Source organism: Sorangium sp. So ce321 (assembly GCF_051530195.1).
In the GTDB taxonomy this organism is placed as follows: domain Bacteria; phylum Myxococcota_A; class Polyangia; order Polyangiales; family Polyangiaceae; genus Sorangium.
In genome coordinates, this window is record NZ_CP150329.1 from 1,154,456 (window position 1) to 1,175,009 (window position 20,554).

The following is a 20,554-nucleotide window of genomic DNA, read 5'->3' on the forward strand; positions in this document are numbered from 1 at the left end:
CGAGCCGGAGAACGATCGATGAGAAGGTTTAGGCGAGTCCTGCTGGGGTCAACTGTCGCTGTCGCGCTGAGCTCCAGCAGCTGCGATGGGCTTTGGCACCACATCGAGAACGACTGCGAACTCATGCTCACGTGCGAGAAACACCGGGGCAGGGGCAGCGAGGTCGTGCCTTCCGGATGTGTGCCGAGCGAGATCGATGGCGCCGTGGATGACGCCTGCGGCGTGTTCGTGGCTTCGACTGGCAACGACGGTAATGCAGGCACCCGCGCCGATCCGGTCGCGACGCTCGCCGAAGCGCTCCGGCGCGCTGGCGACAAGGGCATGGGGGTCTATGCCTGCGCCGAACAGTTCGAGGAGGCTGTCGAGTTGCCAGTAGGCGTCAAGCTCTTCGGCGGGCTCGACTGCGCGAACGGGTGGCGCTGGATCGGCGAGACGGCGAAGACGGTCGTGGCGCCCGGCGAGGAGGCAATCGCGCTGAAGGTGATGCGGGGCGAGGGGGCGGTGAGGATCGAGGACGTGTCGGCGCGTGCGGCGGACGCTCAGGCGCCGGGAGCTTCGTCGATCGCGGTGCTGGTCGATGGCGCGGAGGCGGAGCTCGTGCGGTGCGAGCTGATCGCCGGCAACGGAGCGGACGGCGCGGAGGGAGAGGATGCGCCGAGTGAGGTGCCGGCGCAGGCGTCGCCGGGGAACGCCGGAACCGATGCGTGCAGCGATCTGGATACATCGGGAGCGCCCGATGAGACGCTGGCGGGCGGTGCACAGGTCGAGAACGCGTGCGGCGGCGCATTGTCGATCGGCGGAGAGGGCGGCGCTGGCAGGGTGAACAACGGTGGCAGTGGACAGATCGGAGAGCCTGGCGCGCTCGGCGCAGCAGGCTCTGGAGAGCCCGCTGCAGGCAACTGGAGCTGTGCCGCTGGTGGCACCGGCCAAGGGGGCGACAACGGCACCCCCGGCGAAGCGGGCCTCGCCGCGAGCGGCCTCGGTATGCTGAACTCGTCGGGCTACGTGGGCGTGAGCGGCGGGGCCGGTAGAGCGGGCAAGCCCGGGCAAGGCGGAGGTGGAGGCGGAGGCGCGAAGGGCGGCGCGGCGATCTGCCGAGGCAGCATGCCAGGAGCTGGAGCGAGCGGAGGCAGCGGCGGACCCGGCGGCTGCGGCGGGCTGCCTGGCCAAGGTGGCGGAGCCGGCGGAGCCAGCATCGCGCTGGCGAGCGTGGAGGGGAAGGTGACGCTGAAGGACTGCGTGCTGAAGGCGGGCAACGGGGGCAAGGGGGGGCAGGCGGTGATCTGCAGCCGGGCGGCCTCGGCGGCCTCGGTGGGATCGGAGGCACCGGGATGGGCGGCTCCAAAGCTGCGTGCGCTGGCGGTCAAGGGAGGTCAGGGAGGCAACGGTGGCCCGGGAGGAGGAGGCCTCGGCGGGCCATCGCTAGCGATCGCGTACCGAGGCGAGACGGTGAAGCAGCAGGGGCAGACGACGCTGACACCCGGCACGGCGGGGGCGGGAGGACCCGGGGGAAGCAGCAACGTTGCGGAGAATGCAGGCGCCGAAGGCGTAATGGCGGCGGAGCAGGAGTTTCCGTGAGCGAGCGGTGAGGTAGCGGGCGGCGTCGTCGAGAGCGCCGACCGCGCCGTCGAGGGAGAAGATGGTGATCGTAGGAGACGAGATCGCAGGGGAGAGGTGCCATCCCCGGGTGGCGTGCATGGCGGGAGCAAGGGGCGCTGGATGTCTGGCAAAGGCAAGGGCTGTGGAAAGTGAAGACGCCCGTACGATTCTGTGACAATTCCTCATGAATGGCCGTAAACCTGTGAAAGCGCATCGATTTCTGGAAGAAACCGCTTGGCGAGCGCTTCCAACATCGGCAGAATCGGCTCTGCCCGAATCCGATGGAGCCCGCCTGCCCATGCGCCGGAAGTCACGCGAAGATGACCTCCCTCCCTCTCGCAGGCGCCCCAGCCTGAGCGGGCTCGGGGAGTGGGAGCGGAAGTGGGTACGGAAGCTCGGCCTCGATGACATCCCGTGGGATCCGGAGCGGTGCTGCGAGCACTGCATCGCTACGCAAGTGGCTCGCGGAGAAGCGGTGGAGGAGCTTGCGCCGCCATCGGGGAGCCGACCGAAGCCGCTGCTGGGCCTCGGCTGGGAGAAGACCGCACCCAGGGTGGGTGGTCCGAAGGGGCGAAGCAAGCGCGACGGCAAGCTGACGCTGCTGAAGCTCGTGCGCTCGCCGCGCCGCGAACGCAAGGATCGTTGAGCGGAAGGCTTGGTCTCGAGGGTGCCGATTCGAGCGGGGGGACGTTGAGGGCGAAGGCGCGCTGACCAGCGCACGGCGGCTGCGCCGTGCGCTGGGCTAACAGATCAGGAACCGGCGTACCGCGGGCGTGGTGCGCCAGACTCGGCTCGTCGCTGTGACGAGCGTGCTAGGTGGAGGATGGTGTGCCCAACGCTCGCCATCGAGGCAGGAGCGGAAGCCCCTGTGTCGAGGCGTCGTACGAGCAACGAGGAGAGCTTTGGTACGTTGCCTTGTCTGGGGCTGTTCCTGGTCGCCGGTGGAGTCGGCGGAGAAACCGTGTGTGGCTCAAGGGAATGCGATCGATCGAAGACGAGGGCTGCGGTCTGTGAGCCGCTGAGCTGAAGGAGAGAACAAGAAATGATTGGACGCATCCCGCGCTGGGGTGGTGGGGACCGTTTTGTCGCGGAGACGCGGCACGGGGGGCTTCCCGGCGCTTACAACTTCACCACCCTAGAGTGGACTGCCGAAGGCGCGGGCGGAGGGACCGTTGAACTGCTGAGTCCTTCTGCGTCGGGCCGCGATAGCGGATATGATCCGACGGTCGCTGAAGGGAGCCTGGCAGCAGGTCGCTATTCCACCGCGTCGGAGCGGCCAGTCGTCGAGGTGTCGGTCGCACGGACGCGGCGCCGCGTAGACGCGACGAACGCCGGCGATCGGAGGACTCCTCCAGGCCTGCGTGCGGCGCGGGGCGTGAGAGGGGTGGATCGCACGCAGGTCCGCAGGGCCAAGCACGAGCTGGGTGTGTGCATCTATATCTTCAGCGCTCTGCTCTTGGGCACACCAGCACGGACCGCGTGGTGCGAGGAGGCGAAAGAGACGGCGCCGGCCGCTCCGGAGGGGGAGGCGACGCCGAACGCGCCGGCCGACGCGGCTGCATCCGGCGCGCCTACGGCGGAGAATTCGCCGGTCGCGCCCGTGACGCCGATCGCACCAACGCAGGAGCGGAGCTGGGGGCCGGTCATCGTGCTGGGGACGGCCAGCGCGGTGTGGCTTGGTGTGGGAGTGGCGATGACGGTAGCTACGGCGGCGACCCCGGCGTCACCCTCTGCGAAGACGGCGAGACCCGCGGCGGTCAAGGCGGCCCCGGTGGCATCCCCGGCATGGACGACGGCAACGGCCAGCCCGGTCAGGCCGGCATCCCCCTGCCCGACCCGATCCCCAACGCTCCGGGCCTCGGGGGCGTCGGCCAAACGGAGACGGGCGAATGCGAACAGGGCCAACCCGGCCGCGATGGCGCCTCCGACACCCCCGGCCCCGCCGGCCGCGCCACCACCCTCGCCCTCACCGGCATCACTGGCGGCGACGGGTCCCCCGGCATCACCGGCAAGAAAGGCCAAGGAGGCGGCGGAGGCGGCGGAGCGAAGGCGGGGTATCTCTGCGGGGACCCGAGGAACCCCGTGGAGGCTTCTGGCGCCAGCGGCGGCGGAGGCGGAGCCGGCGGCTGCGGAGGCAAAGGAGGAGGCGGCGGCCAAGCCGGCGGATCGAGCATCGGCATCCTCAGCCTGGGAACGAAGCTGGTGCTGACCGAGGTGACCGTCATCGCGGGCAAGGCGGGCAACGGAGGAAAGGGCGGATTGGGACGACCTGGCGCCAGCGGGGGCAGTGGCGGGACCGCAGGTACCGCTTCGTCTCTTGGTGGCTCCGGCTGCGATGGTGGTCGTGGCGGCTCCGGCGGCCGCGGCGGCCCCGGCGGCGGCGGTCGAGGCGGCCATGCGGTGGGAATCGCCTACGCCGCGGCGCCGAGCGCAGCCGTTGCGCTGGAGAACTTCACGGCGGGTACAGCCGGGGACGGCGGCAGCGCCGGGCCTGGTGGCTCGGAGCAGAACGCCGGTGTGCCCGGAGCGAGCGGAGCGTGCTGGGACTTCAGCATCAAGGCGAACTGCGGCCAGTGACAAGAGTGGCGTCGTTGTGTGGAAATATTGAATGACTCAACGGAATGCGGTCCACGAGAATGAGGGCTGCGGGCGGTAAGCTGCTGAGCTGAAGGAGAGAACAAGAAATGAATGGACGCACCCCGCGCCGGGGTGCTAGGGACTGATTTGTCGCGGAGACGCGGCACGGTGGGCTGCTCGGCGCTTACAACTTTTCCACCATGGTGTGGAATGCCCAAGGCGCGGGCGGACGGACCGTCGATCTGCTGACTCCTTCTGCGTCGGGCCGCGATTGCGGATGTTATCCGACGGTCGCTGAAGGCAGCCCAGCAGCAGATCGCTTTTGGGGATGTACGGGAGCTGTCAGCCCATGCCCGAGGCCGAGCGGAGGCGCCGCAGCGCCGTCTCGAGAGGTCGAAAAGCGCGGAGCAAGCTGATGCTGCTGAAGCTCGTGCGCCCGCTGCCTGGCGAGCGCAAGGAATCTTGAGCGCGTGAGCGAAAGGGCCCGTCGCGAGGTGCCCGGACGAGCGAGCAGAGGTCGATGGCCCAGGGGCGCTGACGACACACGGTGGGGGCGCCGTACGATGGGCGACAGATCGGGATCCGGCGCACCGCGGGCGTGGTGCGCCCTGACTCGGCTCGTCCCTGTGACGAGCGTGCGAGGTGGATGATGGTGTGCCCAACGCTCGCCATGGAGGCAGGAGCGGAAGCCCCTGTGTCGAGGCGTCGTACGAACGACGAGGAGAGCTTCGGTGCGTTGCCTTGCCTGGGGTTGTTTCTGGTCGCCGGTGGGGTCGGCGGAGGGGTGGTCTCCCGCACGGCCATCGAGATGGTGCACGCAGCTGTCGAGGTAGACGGTGTGGACGACGTCTGTGCTGGTGGGATGACCGCGCCGCACTGCCGGGACGAAATACGACTCATGTTGAGCCCGCGTCGATCGAGCGGCAGCGGCTCCGAGGACGATCGCCCGGAGCCGGGACGGAGCGGCGCGCCGGTGAGCTTCGCCGGTGTGCTGCTCGCGTCGGGAGCGGCATACATGGCCTATATCCGCGATATGTGCGTCTACCGATTTCGTGATGGTCGGATGGAGGAGCGAACGCGTGACGACGCTGTGCTCGACGGTGGCGCGTCGGATGCAGCGGTCTCGACGGATGTGTTGACCCTGTTGACCCAACACGCAAGCGCAGCCACGCGCGCGCTCGGCTGCGAGGCGGCGGTGGAGATGAAGACCCAGGTCGAGCGCACCGAGCCGGGCGACATCTTCCTCGTGTGCTCGGTCGGCATCTGGAGCGCTGTGCCCGAGCACCGCATCACCGGCATCCTTGCGGCGCACCACGAGCTGCGGCTCGCGGCGAGCTTGCTGATGGACTGCGCTCATGAGCACGGCGAGCCCGAGCAGGTGACGTGTCTCCTGGCGCGCGTCGGCGACATCTGAGGGGCGGAGCTCACCAGGAAGAACGGCGCGCCAGCACGAGAGGGCGGCGACGCGGAGGTGAGGAGACCCCTCCCGTCCCGCGCGCAGCGCGGAACCTGGGAGGGGCGGGCGAAGCGCCGAGCACCGACCGGCCTGGAGAGCCGCCGTCGGCCACGAGACACTCCCGTCCGTCGCGAGGCGTGGGGAGCGGGCCCCGCGCAGGCACGACGACGTGACGGTCAGCGCGAGCGCGGTCCGGTGTGCCTGCCGCCGAGCCAGAGCTTCCGCAAGATCGAGGTGCGCTCTGCCGAGACTCGCCCGAGGCGAGCGGGGGTCTGCTGGAGCCTCGCACCACCAAGGGATGCGGCCAGCGAGGGCTCCTCATTTCGTGATAATTTTACTTCGATGAACGTAATCTGTCGCAGGACGTGAAACGCGTGCACGCAAGCAAGGTAAGGATGGCCCGAAGAAAGTGCTTGGCGAGCTTCTTCTCGGTTGGCAGAATAGGCGCCATCCGTTACGAAGGAGCACCCATGCCGATGCGCCGGAAGTCTTGCCGAGACGAGATTCCTCCCTCTCGCGTGCGCCCCTGCCTGAGTCACATGGGGAAGTGGGAGCGGGCATGGGTACGGGAGTTTGGTCTCGAGGACATCGACTGGGACCCTGAGCGGTGTTGCGAGCAGTGCCTGGCCAGGCGAGCCGCTCGAGGAGAAGCCGTGGAGGACCTCGTGCCGCCCTCCGGGATACGTCCCAAGCTCCTGCTCGGCCTCAGCGAGGCGAAGGACGCGCCCTTGGCGGATGAACAGCACCGGCGCAGCGCGCGCAGCAGGGCGACGCACCTGAGGCTCGTGCGAGCATCTGGTCTCGAGCCCAAGGACCCGTGAGAGAGGGGCGCCCGCCTCGGGGCGGGGCCATGCGATCCCTGAACCGCTTTGCTCATGACCCGGCACGCGCTGGCGTGGACGGGAGTCCTGCCATGGAGAGAGTCGGACGGACCGCGGACCGAGGCTCGCCACGAGCCTCTTCTCAGGCCACGACCTGCGCCTCGTGACAAGCATCCTGGTGAACCATGCACGTGAGCACGAACTCGCGATATGCGCGATGCGCCGTGTTCACCTGTCGTAGCTCGTCGAGACAGTCGAAAGGCAGAGACAGACTTCCTCTTGAGCCTGCGCCCGGTCACCCGCGGACAGCGCGACGGCGCTCCCGCCCGGCTCGCACCCGCGCTCCCGCCCGGCTCGCACCCGCGCTCCCACCCGGCTCGCACCGGCTCTTACCCCGCGGCGCGCACCCGTGCTCTCGCGCCGGCTCCGCAAAGGCCGCCGGGCGCTCGGGCGCGGCTCCCGCCCGAACCCCGGCGGCGCCGCTGTCGCGCGCGGGAAGCGCACCACGGCCTACCTTCATGCGCCTCGCTCCTGCTACCCTCCGGGCCGTGGCGATAACGACAGATTTCCTCGTGATCGGCAGCGGTGTAGCCGGCCTTACCTTCGCTCTCGAGGCGGCCGAGCACGGTGAGGTGATCGTCATCACCAAGCGGGCGCGCGACGAATCCAACACGAAGTACGCCCAGGGAGGCATCGCCGCGGTCTTCGCCCCGGACGACACCGCCGAGGCGCACATCGCCGACACCCTCGAGGCGGGGGCGGGCCTCTGCCACGACGTCGTCGTCGAGATCTGCGCCCGCGAGGGGCCCGAGCGGGTGCGCGAGCTCATCGCGCGGGGCGCGCAGTTCGATCACGAGAACGGCCAGGTGCGCCTCGGGCGCGAGGGGGGCCACTCCGCGCGGCGGATCGTCCACGCCGCGGACGCCACCGGCCTCGAGATCGAGCGCGCGCTCCTCGAGCAGGCCCGGCAGAACCCGAACATCCGCTTCGCCGAGCACCACACGGCCATCGACCTGATCCCGCTCTCCCGCTTCGGCGGGCCGGACATCTGCGCCGGCGCCTACGTGCTCGACGAGACCGACGCCGCGCTCAACGCGGGCGCGCCGCGGCCGCCCCACTCCGAGCGGCCCGCCACCCGGCACCGCCCCGCCTCGAAGCCGCACGTCGTCGAGACCTACCTCGCGCGGGCGACCGTGCTCGCCACCGGCGGCGCGGGCAAGGTCTACCTCTACACGACGAACCCGGACGTCGCGACGGGCGACGGCGTCGCCATGGCCTACAGGGCCGGCGCCGAGATCGCGAACATGGAGTTCTACCAGTTCCACCCGACCTGCCTGTTCCACCCGGAAGCCAAGAGCTTCCTCGTGAGCGAGGCGCTGCGCGGCGAGGGCGCCATCCTCCGGCTGCCGGACGGCACGGCCTTCATGGCGGACCACGACCCGCGGAAGGACCTCGCGCCGCGCGACATCGTGGCGCGCGCCATCGACTTCGAGATGAAGCGGACCGGCTCGGACTACGTGCTGCTCGACATCACCCACCGGCCGGCGAGCTTCATCCGCGAGCACTTCCCGACGATCCACGCGCAGTGCCTCCGCTACGGCATCGACATCACCTCGCAGCCGATCCCCGTCGTGCCGGCCGCCCACTACATGTGCGGCGGCATCACCACCGACCTCTACGGCAGGACCACGATCCCCGGCCTCTGGGCGATCGGCGAGTGCACGTGCACCGGGCTCCACGGCGCGAACCGCCTCGCCTCGAACTCGCTGCTCGAGGGGCTCGTCTTCGGCCACCGCGCCGCCGCGCGCCTCGCCGGCCAGATCGCCGAGCTCAGGCAGAGCCCGTTCCCCGAGGTGCCCGAGTGGCAGGTCGGCAACGCGGTCGCGAGCGACGAGGAGGTCGTCGTCGCCCACAACTGGGACGAGCTGCGCCGGACCATGTGGAACTATGTCGGCATCGTCCGGTCCGACGCCCGCCTCCGGCGCGCCGCCCGGCGGATCTCCCTGCTCCAGGAGGAGATCCGCGAGTACTACTGGAAGCACCTTGTCACGCGGGACCTGCTCGAGCTGCGCAACATCGCCACCGTGGCCGAGCTCATCGTCGGCTGCGCCTCCGCCCGGCACGAGAGCCGCGGGCTGCACACGACCATCGACTACCCGGAGACGAACGATCGCCTCTCCACGGATACGGTCGTGAAGCGGGGCGTCTTGCCGTACCTCCGAGGGCGATGAGCGATCCATCGCGCGGCATCCCCGAGCCTCCGCCCGGCGACGGAGGGCCCGGCCCACTCTTCCAGGGAGGCAGCGTGGAGCGACCGATGTCGGTCCCCGCGGCCGCCGGCTGGGTCGCGGGCGTCTCCTTCCTGTTCCTGTGGCTGCTCGGCGTGATCGCCTCGTTCCGGCCAGCGCCGGAGCTCGACGTCGTGAGCAGCTTCGCGTGCCAGGCCGCGGCGTACCTGCTCGGGCTCTTCGGCGTGCTCCAGCTCCACGCACCGCGCGCGTCGATCCGCGAGTTCCTCGGGCTCCGCCGGACGCACGCGGCGTTCTACCCGCTCGCTGTCGCGCTCGGCTTCGCGCTCGAGGGGCCCATCGCCGCCCTCTACGAGCAGATCGAGCGGCGCTGGCCGTCGGGGATCAGCGACGCCGAGCTCGTCCGGGTCTTCGTCGAGGCGAGCGCGGCCGAGCGGGCCGCGCTCGGCCTCATCTTCATCGCGCTCGGCCCCACGCTGGAGGAGGTCTTCTTCCGCGGGGCGCTTACCCGCCCGATGCGCTGGAAGCACGGCGCCCCGCTCGTCATCGCGACCACGGCCGTGCTCTTCGCGGTCGCCCACGTCGAGTGGCAGAAATTCCTGCCGATCGCGATCTTCGGCGTTGCGCTCGGCGTCCTGCGCGTCGCGAGCGGCTCGCTCGTGCCGCCCATCCTGCTGCACGCGACCTACAACGCCATCCAGTGCTTCGCGCTCCTGTCCGCGGCGGATGCGGGCCACGTCAACGAAGTGCCCGCCGCTGCAGGCGCGGCGCTGCCCGAGACGACGTCGATGCCGGCGTGGCTCGTGGCGGCGAGCTCCGCCTGCGCGCTCGTGTTGATCGCGCTCGCCTGCGCCCTCGGCAACCGCGCCGAGGGTGCGGTCCGCGCGAGGGAAGAGGACCACTCATGATGCCGGCTGTGGAGAGCCAGGGCGGCGGCGAGCGCCGGACCGCGCAGATCGCAGCGGGGGACGGCGGCGGCCGCGCCCCGCAGACCGTGGAGCCGAGCGGCGAGGGGCGCTCGGCCGCGCGCGCCGAGCCGGGGCGGGCCCGCGTCAGCCTCTGCCTGCCGGGGGGCGGCCTGACGGGCGCACTCTACCAGATCGGCGCGCTCGCGGCGCTCGAGGACGGGGTCGAGGGGATCGACAACCAGAGCTTCTCGCTCTACCTCGGGCACGGCAGCGGCGCCTCGGTGGCCGCGGCCCTCGCCGGCGGCATCCCGATCGAGCGGCTCTACCGCGCCCTGCTCGATCCGGTCGACAACTTCTTCCCGCTGGAGCGCGGCCACCTGCTCCAGATCGACCTCGGCGAGTGGCGGCGCGCGCTCAGCACGAGCCTCGTCGCGCTCCGCCACGCCGTCGTCCGGCTCACGACCCGGGGCGACGCGACCCCCAACGCGCCGGCGCAGCAGTACCTCTTCGAGCAGCTCGACCGCTTCAACGACTCGCTCCCCGCGGGCCTGTTCCGGCTCGATCGCTACGAGCGGTTCCTCGCCGAGTTCTTCCTGCGGCGCGGCATCCCGAACTCGTTCCGCGCGATGCCGCGGACGCTGCGCATCCCGACGCACGACCTCGACTCGGGCGAGCGCGTCGTCTTCGGCGCGGAGGGGTTCGACGACGTCCCCGTCTCGCTCGCCTGCGCGGCGTCGCTCGCGCTCCCGCTGTTCTTCACGCCGGTGCGCATCGACCACCGCCACTACCTCGACGGCGGGCTCGGGCACGTGGCGCACCTCGACCTCGCGCAGGCCGCCGGCGCGGACCTCACGATCGTCGTGAGCCCGCTCGTGCCGGTCTCCACCGCGCACCGCCCGGTCCCGACCGGCCACGGCGTGCGCGAGAGCGTGCGCGACAAGGGCATGCTCTGGATCTTCAACCAGGCGATGCGGATCGGCGCGCACGCGCGGCTCCACCAGGCGGTGGGGCGGACGCTCGCCGAGGGGAAGATGCAGGTCCTCGTGCTCGAGCCCGCGACGAACGACGCGCTCCTGTTCCTCCACAACCCGGCCAACCTGCGCGCGCGGCGCGCCATCCTGGAGTACGCCTACCGCACGACGCGCGAGCGCATCACGGTGTGGATGGAGAAGAACCGCGCCGTCGTCGAGGCGATGGGGTGGCACGAGGCCCGCACCTCGGGCACGGGCGCCGGCTGAGGCCGCGGTCGACCGACGCGGCCAGCCGGCGCGCGACGATCAGCCGGCGCGCGACGAGAAGAGGGCGATGGTCAGCTCCTCGGGGGGGACGCTGATGCGGGCCCGGGGCACGGCGACCCCGTGGAGGTAGCGCCAGCCCTCGCCGTCGTGGAGGAAATCGGAGAGCTCGATGAACGAGCGGTCGGCGCCAGCCTCGAAGATCTGGGCGAGGAACAGCACCGAGGCGGAGCTGCCGCTCTGCACGCTGTCGAGGATCTTCAGGCCGCGGTAGCGGTGGTGGTGGATCGTCGCCCTGAGCTCGCGCAGCACGTCGTCCCTGTCGCGCCCGCGGTCGATGTGGCCCATGTGCAGCGTCCGCCAGAGGTACGCGGTGTCTCCGACGGCGAACGCGGCGTACCGCGAGCGCATCAGCGCCACGGCGTCGGGCGCCTCGCGATCGCCCAGGTGGCACGGGGCGCAGCACTCGCGGTACGAGCGCCCCGAGCCGCACGGGCAGGGCCGAGAGAGGGTGCCCAGGCCAGGACGAACATCTCGGGTCATGGGCGTTCTCTACACGGGTTTCTGCCGCGTTGCAGCGCCTCGGCGCCGGCGGCACGCCGTCGGCATGCGGCGGGACCACACCGCGGCGCCGTCCCCGGGGAAGCTCCGGCGCGCCCTGACGCGAAGCCTCTTGCGGGGCGCCGGAGAGGACGGTAAGCCGGGCGGGACGTATGACCGCAGCGCGCGCACACGCTGCGGCCCTCCTCCTGGTCGTCGCCCTGGTTCTGGGGGGCTGCAAGCGCCAATACGCCATCGGCGACGAGGTCCTCGTGACATGGGAAGGGAACGTCTACCCGGCCAAGGTCATCGAGGTCGTCGGCCCGACGAAGTTCAAGGTCCACTACCAGGGGTACGACGACATCTGGGATGAAATTGTACCGCGCGAGCGGATCCACGGCCTCGTCGAGGGCAACGTCGTCCACCCCCCGCCGCCGCCGAAGGTCCGGAGCAAGGGGCTTCAGGCCTCGCAGACCAACGTTTACAAGATCGGCGACAGGGTCCGCGTGGAGTGGCACGGCCAGATGTACCCGGCCGTCGTGACCGGCATCGTGGGGCAAGAGCGCTACCGCATCCACTACGACGGCTACGGATCGGAGTGGGACGAGACGGTCGGGCTTTCCAGGATTCAGGCCAAGTAGTTGAATTTATCGCGAAGAATCATTTTCCCCCTGGCGCTTGCCTTGGGGCCGAATTAAGAGCCGCGCCGAATTTCTGACTGGGCGCTCGCAAGAGTGCGTCCGCCCAGCTGAGGTTCAACGCGTGCCGCACGCCCTCCACGGGCACGCCCTCACGGGTGCGCGGCGGGGAGCCTTCTGTGATCAGCGATCTGTCCAAGCTGCGCAATATCGGGATCAGCGCCCACATCGATTCGGGCAAGACGACGCTGACCGAGCGTATCCTCTTCTACACCAAGCGAATTCACGCCATCCACGACGTCAAGGGCAAGGACGGCGTCGGCGCGAAGATGGACTCGATGGACCTCGAGCGCGAGCGCGGGATCACCATCCAGTCCGCGGCCACGCACTGCTTCTGGAACGGGCACCAGATCAACGTGATCGACACGCCCGGCCACGTGGATTTCACGATCGAGGTCGAGCGCGCGATGCGCGTGCTCGACGGGGCGATCCTGGTCCTCTGCGCCGTCGCCGGCGTGCAGAGCCAGTCGCTCACCGTCGACCGCCAGATGCGCCGCTACGGCGTCCCGCGCATCGCGTTCGTGAACAAGTGCGACCGCGCCGGCGCGAACCCGCTGCGGGTGCGCCAGCAGCTGCGCGAGAAGCTCAACCTGAACCCGGTGCTGCTGCAGCTGCCGATCGGCCTCGAGGACAAGTTCGAGGGGGTCGTCGACCTCATCACGCTGAAGTCCTACCGGTTCGAGGGGGCCAACGGCGAGAAGATCATCACCGGCGAGGTCCCGGCCGACATGGCCGGCGAGGTGAAGGCGGCGCGCGAGGAGATGCTCGACGCGCTCTCGATGTACTCCGACGAGCTCACCGAGGCGATCCTCGAGGAGCGCGTCACCGAGGAGCTGCTCTACAAGGCGATCCGCGAGGCGACCGTGAAGCTCCAGATCGTCCCGGTGATGATGGGCTCGGCCTACAAGAACAAGGCCGTGCAGGTCCTGCTCGACGGCGTGACCCGCTACCTGCCGACGCCGGCCGACATCACCAACAAGGCCGTGGACGTCGAGAAGAACGAGGCCGAGGTCACGCTGTCGAGCGACCCGGAAGCGCCGCTCGTGATGCTCGCGTTCAAGCTCGAGGATGGCCGCTTCGGCCAGCTCACGTACATCCGCATCTACCAGGGCAGCCTGAGCCGCGGCAAAGAGGTCACGAACATCCGCACGGGCAAGCGCCACAAGGTCGGCCGGCTCGTCCGCATGCACTCGGACGAGATGGAGGACATCGAGGGCGCGAGCGCGGGCGACATCGTCGCGATCTTCGGCATCGACTGTAACTCCGGGGACACGTTCACGGACGGCGGCATCAGCGTCGCGATGACGTCGATGCACGTGCCCGACCCGGTCATCTCGCTGACGGTGACGCCGAAGGACAACAAGGCCCAGGCGAACATGTCGAAGGCGCTGCGCCGCTTCACCAAGGAGGACCCGACCTTCCGCGTCGGGGCGGATCCGGAGAGCGGCGAGACGATCATCCAGGGCATGGGCGAGCTCCACCTGGACGTCTACATCGAGCGCATGAAGCGCGAGTACTCGGCCGAGGTCGTCACGAGCCCGCCGCGCGTCGCCTACCGCGAGACGATCACGCGCCGCGTGGACTTCAACTACACGCACAAGAAGCAGACCGGCGGCTCGGGCCAGTACGGCAAGGTCGGCGGCTACATCGAGCCGTGGGCGGAGGCGCCGTTCCAGTTCGACGACCAGGTCGTCGGCGGTGCGATCCCGCGCGAGTTCATCCCCGCGGTCGAGAAGGGCTTCGTGTCGATGCTCGCCAAGGGGCAGCTCATCGGCGCCCCCGTCACGGGCGTGTCGGTCACGCTGAACGACGGCGCGGCCCACGCGGTCGACTCCTCGGACATCGCCTTCCAGGAGGCCGCGCGCGGCGCCTGGCGCGAGACGTACCCGAAGGCCGGCCCGCAGATCCTCGAGCCGCTGATGAAGGTCGCGGCCGAGGGGCCGAGCGAGTACCAGGGCGGCATCGTCGGCATCCTCATGCAGCGGCGCGGCATCATCATCGGTTCGACCGAGGCGGACGCGTTCTGCCGGGTCGAGGCGGAGGTCCCGCTTTCCGACATGTTCGGGTTCTCGACGGTCCTTCGTTCTGCCACCCAGGGCAAAGCCGAGTTCACGATGGAGTTCTCGCGCTATGCTCCCCTTCCGGCGGCTCTCGCTGAGGAGCTCATCAAGAAGTACCGGGAAGAGCAGGCCAAGAAGGCCAAGTGAGGGGGGCGGCATGTACCGCAAAGAGGTGAACGAGCGGAGCCCCATGCGGGTCTTCGAGGGGTCGATGCACGGCGGGCTGGGTCGCGGCAACGTCGGCGTCATCGTCGCTCGGCCCGGCGTGGGCAAGACGGCGCTGCTCGTGCAGATCGCGCTCGACGACCTGCTCCGGGATCGCCGGGTGCTGCACATCTCGCACGAGAACGCGGTCGATCACGTGCGCGCGTACTACGACGAGATCTTCCACGATCTCGCGCAGTCGATGCGGCTGGCGGAGCCGGAGGCCGTCCGGCTCGAGGTCGAGCGGCACCGGCAGATCTACTCGCACCTCGGACACGTGAAGGCCTCGACCGACTCGACCGACGAGGCGGCGCGGCTGTGGGTGGAGAAGGTGCTCGAGACGGTGGGCTTCGCGCGCGGCGTCGCCCACTTCGAGCCCGACGTGATCATCGTGGACGGCTTCGACGCGGCGATCACGTCGGAGCCGGCGATGGAGGCGCTCGCGCGGCTCGCGAAGGAGCGCTCGGCCGAGGTCTGGGTCGCGGCCCAGATCGACGAGCCGGGCGCCCCCGGCGAGCTGCCGGCCGCGCTCGCGAAGGTCGAGCGCCACGTCGGCGTGGTCGTCTACCTGCAGTCGGAGCGCGACGTGGTTCGCCTCCGCTTGCTCAAGGACCACGGCAACAAGGACCTGGCCGATCTCCACCTGCGCCTCGATCCGCACTCGATGCGGGTCATCGACGAGGACGTGCGTCCCCCGTCGGAGCGGCCGAAGGACCCGCGGCAGTTCCGCCTGCACTCGGGCGGGGCCAAGGGGGCCGAGGCCGAGTTCGGGGCCTGCGCCGAGCGGTTCGGCGTGCAGGAGCTGAACTACAGCTTCGAGGGCCACCGGCTCCTCGAGCGTCAGCGGGGCGTGGTCGTGCTCGGGGACGACGAGCTGCGCAAGGGCGACTTCAGCCTCGTCTACGTGTCGCGGCGCCTCGGCCGCGTGCTGAGCGAGATCCCGCTCGTGCGCAACATCCTCCAGACGATCTGGCACCAGATCAACGCGGCCAGCCAGGTCTTCGTCGTGGGCACGCTCCAGGACGACGGCACCGTGCGCGGCGGCACCGGCTGGGGCGCGGAGCTCGCGCGCCTCTGGAAGAAGCCGCTGTTCGTCTACGATCAGGAGAAGCGCGGCTGGTTCCGCTGGAGCGGCTCGGCGTGGGAGATCGCGCGGCAGCCGAGCATCACCAGCGAGAACTTCGCCGGCATCGGCACGCAGGACCTCAACGACGCCGGCTGCGAGGCGATCCGCGACCTCTTCGCGCGCAGCTTCGGCGATCCCGGCTGAGCCGGCGCGCGCAGCGCCTCCCACCCCGTTTCATTCAAGTTGTTCGCTGACGAGAAGCGCGCTGCTCGGTGACGAGGAGCGCGCCGCTCGGTGACGAGGAGCGCGCCGCTCGGTGACGAGGAGCGCGCCGCTCGGTGACGAGAAGCGCGCCGCTCGCTGACGAGGAGCGCGCCGCTCGGTGACGAGGAGCGCGCCGCTGAGGCGCAGCAGGCCGGCGTGGGCGCGGACCTGCTGCGCCGGGCAGCTCAGGACGCGTGCTTCTGGATCAGCTGGGCGAGGCGGGGGACGGCGTCTTCGACGTGCTTCTTGGCCGAGCCGCGCAGCTTCTCGTAGGTGCCGCGCACGACGCCGCTCGACGACGACTTCGCCTTCTCGTCGGTGACGCTGAGGAGCGCGTCGGCGACCCGCGAGCGGTTCGAGCTCAGGTACGAGCTCGCGTTCCCGCTGCCCGCTGCCTCGGTCCAGATGGGGTCGAGCTTCCGGGCGAACTCGGGCAACAGCTTCTCGACCACCTGGGTGATGAAGCCGGGCTTGATGCCCTTCACGGCCGCGTAGCCGGCCTTGACGGCCAGGCCGGAGAGTCCGCCCTTCGAAGCCACTTCCTCGTCGACCAGCGTGCAACAGTCGGCGACGACCTGGGATTTCTTGTTCGCATCGAGCAGCGTTTCGCTGAGACCCATTCTCGATATCCTCCGGGCGCTTCGGGGACCGGACGCGGCTCCCCAACCCTTGTCAGCGCGACCCCCCGGCAGGGAGCCCCGATCACGTCGGGCGGACCGGCGGCCCGCTCCCGACCACATCGACGCGCGGCTCTTACCACAGCAGCCCAGAGGCAGGCATCGCAAGCGCCCGCCCGGGAATCCATCGGTCCAGGACGGCGCTGTCGCCTCGTCGGCCGTCCAGGATGGCCGTGGAGCGCCGCCTCGCGCCCGGTCCTCCGGAGAGACAGCGCCGAGACCGCATGCACGGCCGCCTCACGCACGCCATACTCTGGATGTAATTTAAATCACAGTTTCGGTGTGGCGGTCGCTCGCCGCGGTCGTGTGGCGAGCGCCTGCGGGGGGCTCATGGACGTCTACTGCGAAGTCTGCGGGATCGTCACCACGGTTTCGAGCGACGCGCGCGGCGGGTCCGCGCTCGAGTGCTGGGTCTGCGGCGGCGCGATGTTCCGCGCGCAGGGGAGGGTCGCGGCTGCGCCGCCGTCATCGGGCGCCGAGGAGCGCCCGATCCGGCCGCCTCCTCCGCTCCGGCGGTCGAGCGCGCCCTCGGTGCAGCGAGAGGACGACGACCCCACGATGATGGATCTCCGGTCGCTCGCCCTGAAGTCGTTCGTTGCGACCCTCCCCGCCGCCAGGGCGGCGGCGGTCGCGCCGGTCGCGGGCGCGGTCGCGCCGGTCGCGGGCGCGGTCGCGCCGGCTTCAGGCCGGGTGGTGGTCGATGCGCCGTCGAGCGTGCGCGACGTGCTGCGGCTCCAGGACGCGCTCGCGCCGGTCGCGGCGCGCCCGCGCGCGTGGGATCGCGCCCGCGGGCGCGCGCTCGTGGCGGCGTCGCTGGCGTGCGCGCTGGCCATCGCGGTCGTGCTCGCGCTGGTCGCCGGCCAGGGCTCGCGCGCGCCGTGGGGCGCGCTGCTGCCCACCGCGCAGCGCGGCGTGTCCCGGGCAGGGGAGCTCGCGCGCGCGGTGAGCGCGTCGGTCGAGACGCGCGGCCAACCGCGGAGAGCGTCGCGCGCGCCCGACGCGCAGGCACGTGCGGCCGGCGAGCCCGAGGCGACGAGCCCCGGGCCCGGCGCGGCGCCGCTGTCGCGCATCGCGACGATGGCGAGCGCCCGCGCGGCGTCTGCAGGCGGGACCGCGGCGTCCGCTGCTGGTTCGCCCGCGGCGTCCGCTGCTGGTTCGCCCGCGGCGTCCGCTGCTGGTTCGCCCGCGGCCGCCGCGACGGGTGCGGGTGCGGCCGCCGCGACGGGTGCGGGCGCGGCTTCCTCGACGGGTGCGGGCGCGGCCGCCGCGACGGGTGCGGGCGCGGCTTCCTCGATGGGGACGGGCATGCACGCGGCCTCGGCGACGGCCGCGCGCGCCCGGCCAGCGCGCCTGCCTCCGGCGCCGCCCGCGCCCGAGGAGGCGCCGCGGCCCGCGCGGCCGGTATCGCTCGCCGACGCGATGGCCGCCGCTGTCGCCGACCCCGCGCCTCCGCCGGCCGCCGAGGCGCCGCCCCAGGAGGACACCGAAGAGGAGTAGCCCGCGCCGAGCGCGCCGTCGGCGAGCGTCAGCGCTGCGCCCGCGCGCGCCTCCGCCGCGCGAGCCCGGCCGCGGCGGCGGCCGCCGCGAGCAGCCGCCAGGGCGCCGCGCCCTCCGCGGGCGCGAGCCGGCAACCGCAGCCGGCGTCGTCCTCGGCGCCGCCGCCGTCGCTGTCACCGTCGCCTCCGCCGGGGCCGCCGCCGCCGCTCGCGGGGCCGCCACCCGCGCCGCTGCCGCTCGCGGGGCCGCCGCCCGCGCCGCTGCCGCTCGCGGCGCCCTCGTCGAAGTACGCGCCGCAGGCCGGCCCGACGACCAGCCCGTCGCGCGCCGCGAGCGCGAGCGCATAGACGCCCGCGCCGAACCCGATCATCGGCACGTTGAACTTGTAGACGCCGCTCGCCTCGTCGTAGGTCTCCGCGATCGCGAGGTAGTTCGCGGCCGACTGATCGAGCACCCACCGGATCAGCCGGTCCGAGCGCGCGTCGTCCCCCATGAGCCGCGCGGCGACAGCGCCGCGCAGGTCGGTCACGACCCACTCGGCGCTGTCGTACTCGCTGCCCCAGGGGCTCAGGTCGCTCGCGCCGGCGTGATCCGTGCGGTCGTCGTTCCGGGACCAGCCGGCGCCCGCCGGGGCGCGCAGGTGCTCGTCGAGCCCGGACAGGGTGGCGGCGGCGATGCGCCCCCGCGGGTCGAACAGGCCCATCGCGATCCCGTCGAGCACCGCCGCGTCCCAGTAGCCCGCGCCGGACGCGAGCTCCTCGAGGTTCGATCCGAGCGCGCCGGAGGCGTCCGTGAGCCGCGCGGCGATCGCTGTGCGCAGCCGGTTCGCGGCGTCGCGGTACCCCGCGCCCCGGTCCGCCTCGCCGCGCCGCTCGGCGATGGCCGCGGCGTCGCAGAGGCCGCGCGCCGCGGTGATGCTCGTGTACGCGAACGAGCGCTCGCGCCCGTTCCAGTGGGTCTCCCAGATGGACGAGTCCTTCCGGACGAGACCGGTCTCCGGATCGATCAGCGCGACGAGGGCGTCCGCGACCTTCGACGACGCGGTGGTCCAGTGCTGGTCCACGAAGGCCGTGTCTCCGGTGAGCTCCTCGTACTGGCGCAGCGCCCAGAGGAACAGGCCGAACCCGTCGAACTCGAGGTTCGGGCCGAAGTCGTTGAAGTCGGTCTCCTCGACCCCGAAGCCGTGGTACCGCACCAGGCTGATCTGGTACGGCGGCATGTCGTACGACGACAGCTCGTTCCAGCCCTGGAAGCGCCCCGCCTCCGCGCCGAGGTAGTAGCCGAGCGCGTCGCGCGCCTCGGCCTTCATCCCGAGGGCGGCCATCGCCACGGTGGCGTAGGCGCCGTCGCGGATCCAGGCGACCGTCCACTCGCCGGGCGGCAGGCTCGCGAGGACGGCGCCGCGGCCGCGGTGGGCGACGGTCGCCGGCAGCGCGGCGGGCGGGCCGCCGAGCGTCGCGCCGAACCGCGTCGCGCGCGGCTCGGAGTCCCGCGTCAGGTGCTCGCGCAGGAAGAAGTGGCTCTCGCGGGACTGCGCCATCCGGAGCATCACCGCCGACTGCCGGAGCAAGGTCGTCTCCTCGGGCGCCGACGTCGGCGGGACCTGGATCGAGCCCTGGAACGCGCTGTACGCGGCGATCTCGTCCGCGACCACCTCCGCCGCCCCCTTCGCGCCGACGTACGCGTCGAGGGCGCCCTGCGCGAGCGGGTCCGCCGCGCCCGAGGGGTCGCCGTGGTGCGCGAAGGCCACGCCGACCCACCGCGCCTCGCCAGGGCCGATGCTGCCGAGGTCCCACTGGAACGCGCTCACCGAGCCGTCCGCGGTGGGCGCCGCCCCGTCGAGGTCCGGCAGGTCGCCGACGGCGCCGGCCTCGTCCTCGACGATCCGGTAGACGTTGAGCTCTGGCGGGCTGCTCGCGCTCGAGGCGCCGTGGCGCGCGACCGGCTCGAGCGCGCGCGCGACGACGACGCCGGCGAAGGCGCGCTCGAGGAAGTCGCGCCGGCCCGCGCTCCCGTCGTAGGCGACGGTCTCGCCCGACTCGCCGATGTCGCTCATCGCGCCTGGGCGGCCGAAGCCGAGGTGCAGGTTGTGCAGCGAGAAGGCCGACACGCCCTCCTCCGCCGCGTCGCCCCGGTTCTCGACCCGCATCGCCATCACGAAGCCGGCCTGCTCGAGGTCCTGCGGCGCGAAGAAGAACTGCGTGCACTCGAGGTTGCCGACCCGCTGCACCATCGTCACGACGCCCGTGCCGCCGCGCTCGCCTTCGGTCCAGCCGGCGTAGCCGCTCGCGTCGAGGTCGACGGGGACCTCGGTCAGCCACCGCTGCTTGCCGCCGGAGCGCAGCCCGAAGTACGCGTCGTAGAGCAGGTCGCGCGTGCGCACGGCCTGCGGCTGGTTGCCGACCCAGACCTCCTCGCCGCGCTCGTCGAGGAGGGGCTCCTCGGTGGCGAACAGGTGCTCGCGGAAGTGCGTGAGCCGCGCCTGGCTCAGATCGAGCAGCACCGCGCCGAACCCGTTCGACGACGGCAGCTCGAAGAACGTGCGCTGCACGGGCACCTCGGCCCGCGCCGCGCCGGGGGCAGCGAGCGCGACAGAGGCCGCCGCGCCGAGCGAGAGGGCCACGGCGCCCCAGGCCCTGGCGGCGCGAGGCCGGTCAGATCGTTTGTGCCCCAAGTAGTCCCATGCAGGGTCCGGGCGATGCA

The 20,554-nt window shown here is 71.5% G+C and carries 14 protein-coding genes; 11 read left to right on the top strand and 3 right to left on the bottom strand.

Annotated features, from left to right (window positions below):
• The first annotated feature begins 18 nt into the window (after positions 1-18).
• The 7 genes from WME89_RS04445 (at position 19) to WME89_RS04475 (ending at position 10,848) form a co-directional block, all read left to right on the top strand.
• Positions 19-1,578, top strand: coding sequence for a PGRS family protein (locus tag WME89_RS04445; protein WP_438008014.1), 1,560 nt, complete (start codon positions 19-21; stop codon positions 1,576-1,578).
• Positions 1,579-2,074: 496 nt separating this feature from the next.
• Positions 2,075-2,245, top strand: a complete 171-nt coding sequence (locus tag WME89_RS04450; RefSeq protein ID WP_438008015.1) for a hypothetical protein — start codon at positions 2,075-2,077, stop codon at positions 2,243-2,245.
• Between the two features lie 1,139 nt (positions 2,246-3,384).
• Complete coding sequence (locus WME89_RS04455; protein WP_438008016.1) at positions 3,385-4,176, top strand: hypothetical protein; 792 nt, start codon at positions 3,385-3,387, stop codon at positions 4,174-4,176.
• A 670-nt stretch (positions 4,177-4,846) separates the two neighbouring features.
• Complete coding sequence (locus WME89_RS04460; protein ID WP_438008017.1) at positions 4,847-5,590, top strand: PP2C family protein-serine/threonine phosphatase; 744 nt, start codon at positions 4,847-4,849, stop codon at positions 5,588-5,590.
• Between the two features lie 1,411 nt (positions 5,591-7,001).
• On the top strand, positions 7,002-8,684 hold the full coding sequence (locus WME89_RS04465; RefSeq protein WP_438008018.1) for an L-aspartate oxidase: 1,683 nt from the start codon (positions 7,002-7,004) through the stop codon (positions 8,682-8,684).
• A gap of 86 nt (positions 8,685-8,770) precedes the next feature.
• A complete protein-coding gene (locus WME89_RS04470; protein ID WP_438008019.1) occupies positions 8,771-9,610 on the top strand; it encodes a CPBP family intramembrane glutamic endopeptidase in 840 nt (279 codons plus the stop codon).
• A complete protein-coding gene (locus WME89_RS04475) occupies positions 9,607-10,848 on the top strand; it encodes a patatin-like phospholipase family protein (RefSeq protein ID WP_438008020.1) in 1,242 nt (413 codons plus the stop codon). Before WME89_RS04470 ends, WME89_RS04475 begins: the two co-directional genes overlap by 4 nt.
• 39 nt (positions 10,849-10,887) lie before the next feature.
• Here the strand turns inward: WME89_RS04475 and WME89_RS04480 are convergent, their stop codons facing one another.
• A complete protein-coding gene (locus WME89_RS04480) occupies positions 10,888-11,388 on the bottom strand; it encodes a YchJ family protein (protein ID WP_438008021.1) in 501 nt (166 codons plus the stop codon).
• A gap of 170 nt (positions 11,389-11,558) precedes the next feature.
• Between WME89_RS04480 and WME89_RS04485 the strand changes: the two genes are divergently transcribed.
• The 3 genes from WME89_RS04485 (at position 11,559) to WME89_RS04495 (ending at position 15,617) form a co-directional block, all read left to right on the top strand.
• A complete protein-coding gene (locus tag WME89_RS04485; protein ID WP_437623740.1) occupies positions 11,559-12,026 on the top strand; it encodes a Tudor-knot domain-containing protein in 468 nt (155 codons plus the stop codon).
• A 176-nt stretch (positions 12,027-12,202) separates the two neighbouring features.
• Positions 12,203-14,290, top strand: coding sequence for an elongation factor G (gene fusA / locus WME89_RS04490; RefSeq protein WP_436625122.1), 2,088 nt, complete (start codon positions 12,203-12,205; stop codon positions 14,288-14,290).
• Between the two features lie 10 nt (positions 14,291-14,300).
• Positions 14,301-15,617, top strand: coding sequence for a hypothetical protein (locus WME89_RS04495; RefSeq protein ID WP_438008022.1), 1,317 nt, complete (start codon positions 14,301-14,303; stop codon positions 15,615-15,617).
• A gap of 245 nt (positions 15,618-15,862) precedes the next feature.
• Here the strand turns inward: WME89_RS04495 and WME89_RS04500 are convergent, their stop codons facing one another.
• Entirely contained in the window at positions 15,863-16,297 is a 435-nt protein-coding gene (locus WME89_RS04500; RefSeq protein WP_437623743.1) for a DUF6918 family protein, read from the bottom strand.
• A 387-nt stretch (positions 16,298-16,684) separates the two neighbouring features.
• Here WME89_RS04500 and WME89_RS04505 point away from each other — a divergent pair, with 387 nt between their 5' ends.
• Positions 16,685-17,851 carry a hypothetical protein gene (locus WME89_RS04505; protein ID WP_438008023.1) on the top strand — a complete coding sequence of 389 codons (1,167 nt, stop codon included), beginning with the start codon at positions 16,685-16,687 and terminating at the stop codon, positions 17,849-17,851.
• Positions 17,852-17,879: 28 nt separating this feature from the next.
• On the opposite strand, the gene WME89_RS04510 is transcribed toward WME89_RS04505, so the two are convergent.
• A complete protein-coding gene (locus tag WME89_RS04510) occupies positions 17,880-20,474 on the bottom strand; it encodes a glycoside hydrolase family 15 protein (protein WP_438008024.1) in 2,595 nt (864 codons plus the stop codon).
• Between the last annotated feature and the right edge of the window lie 80 nt (positions 20,475-20,554).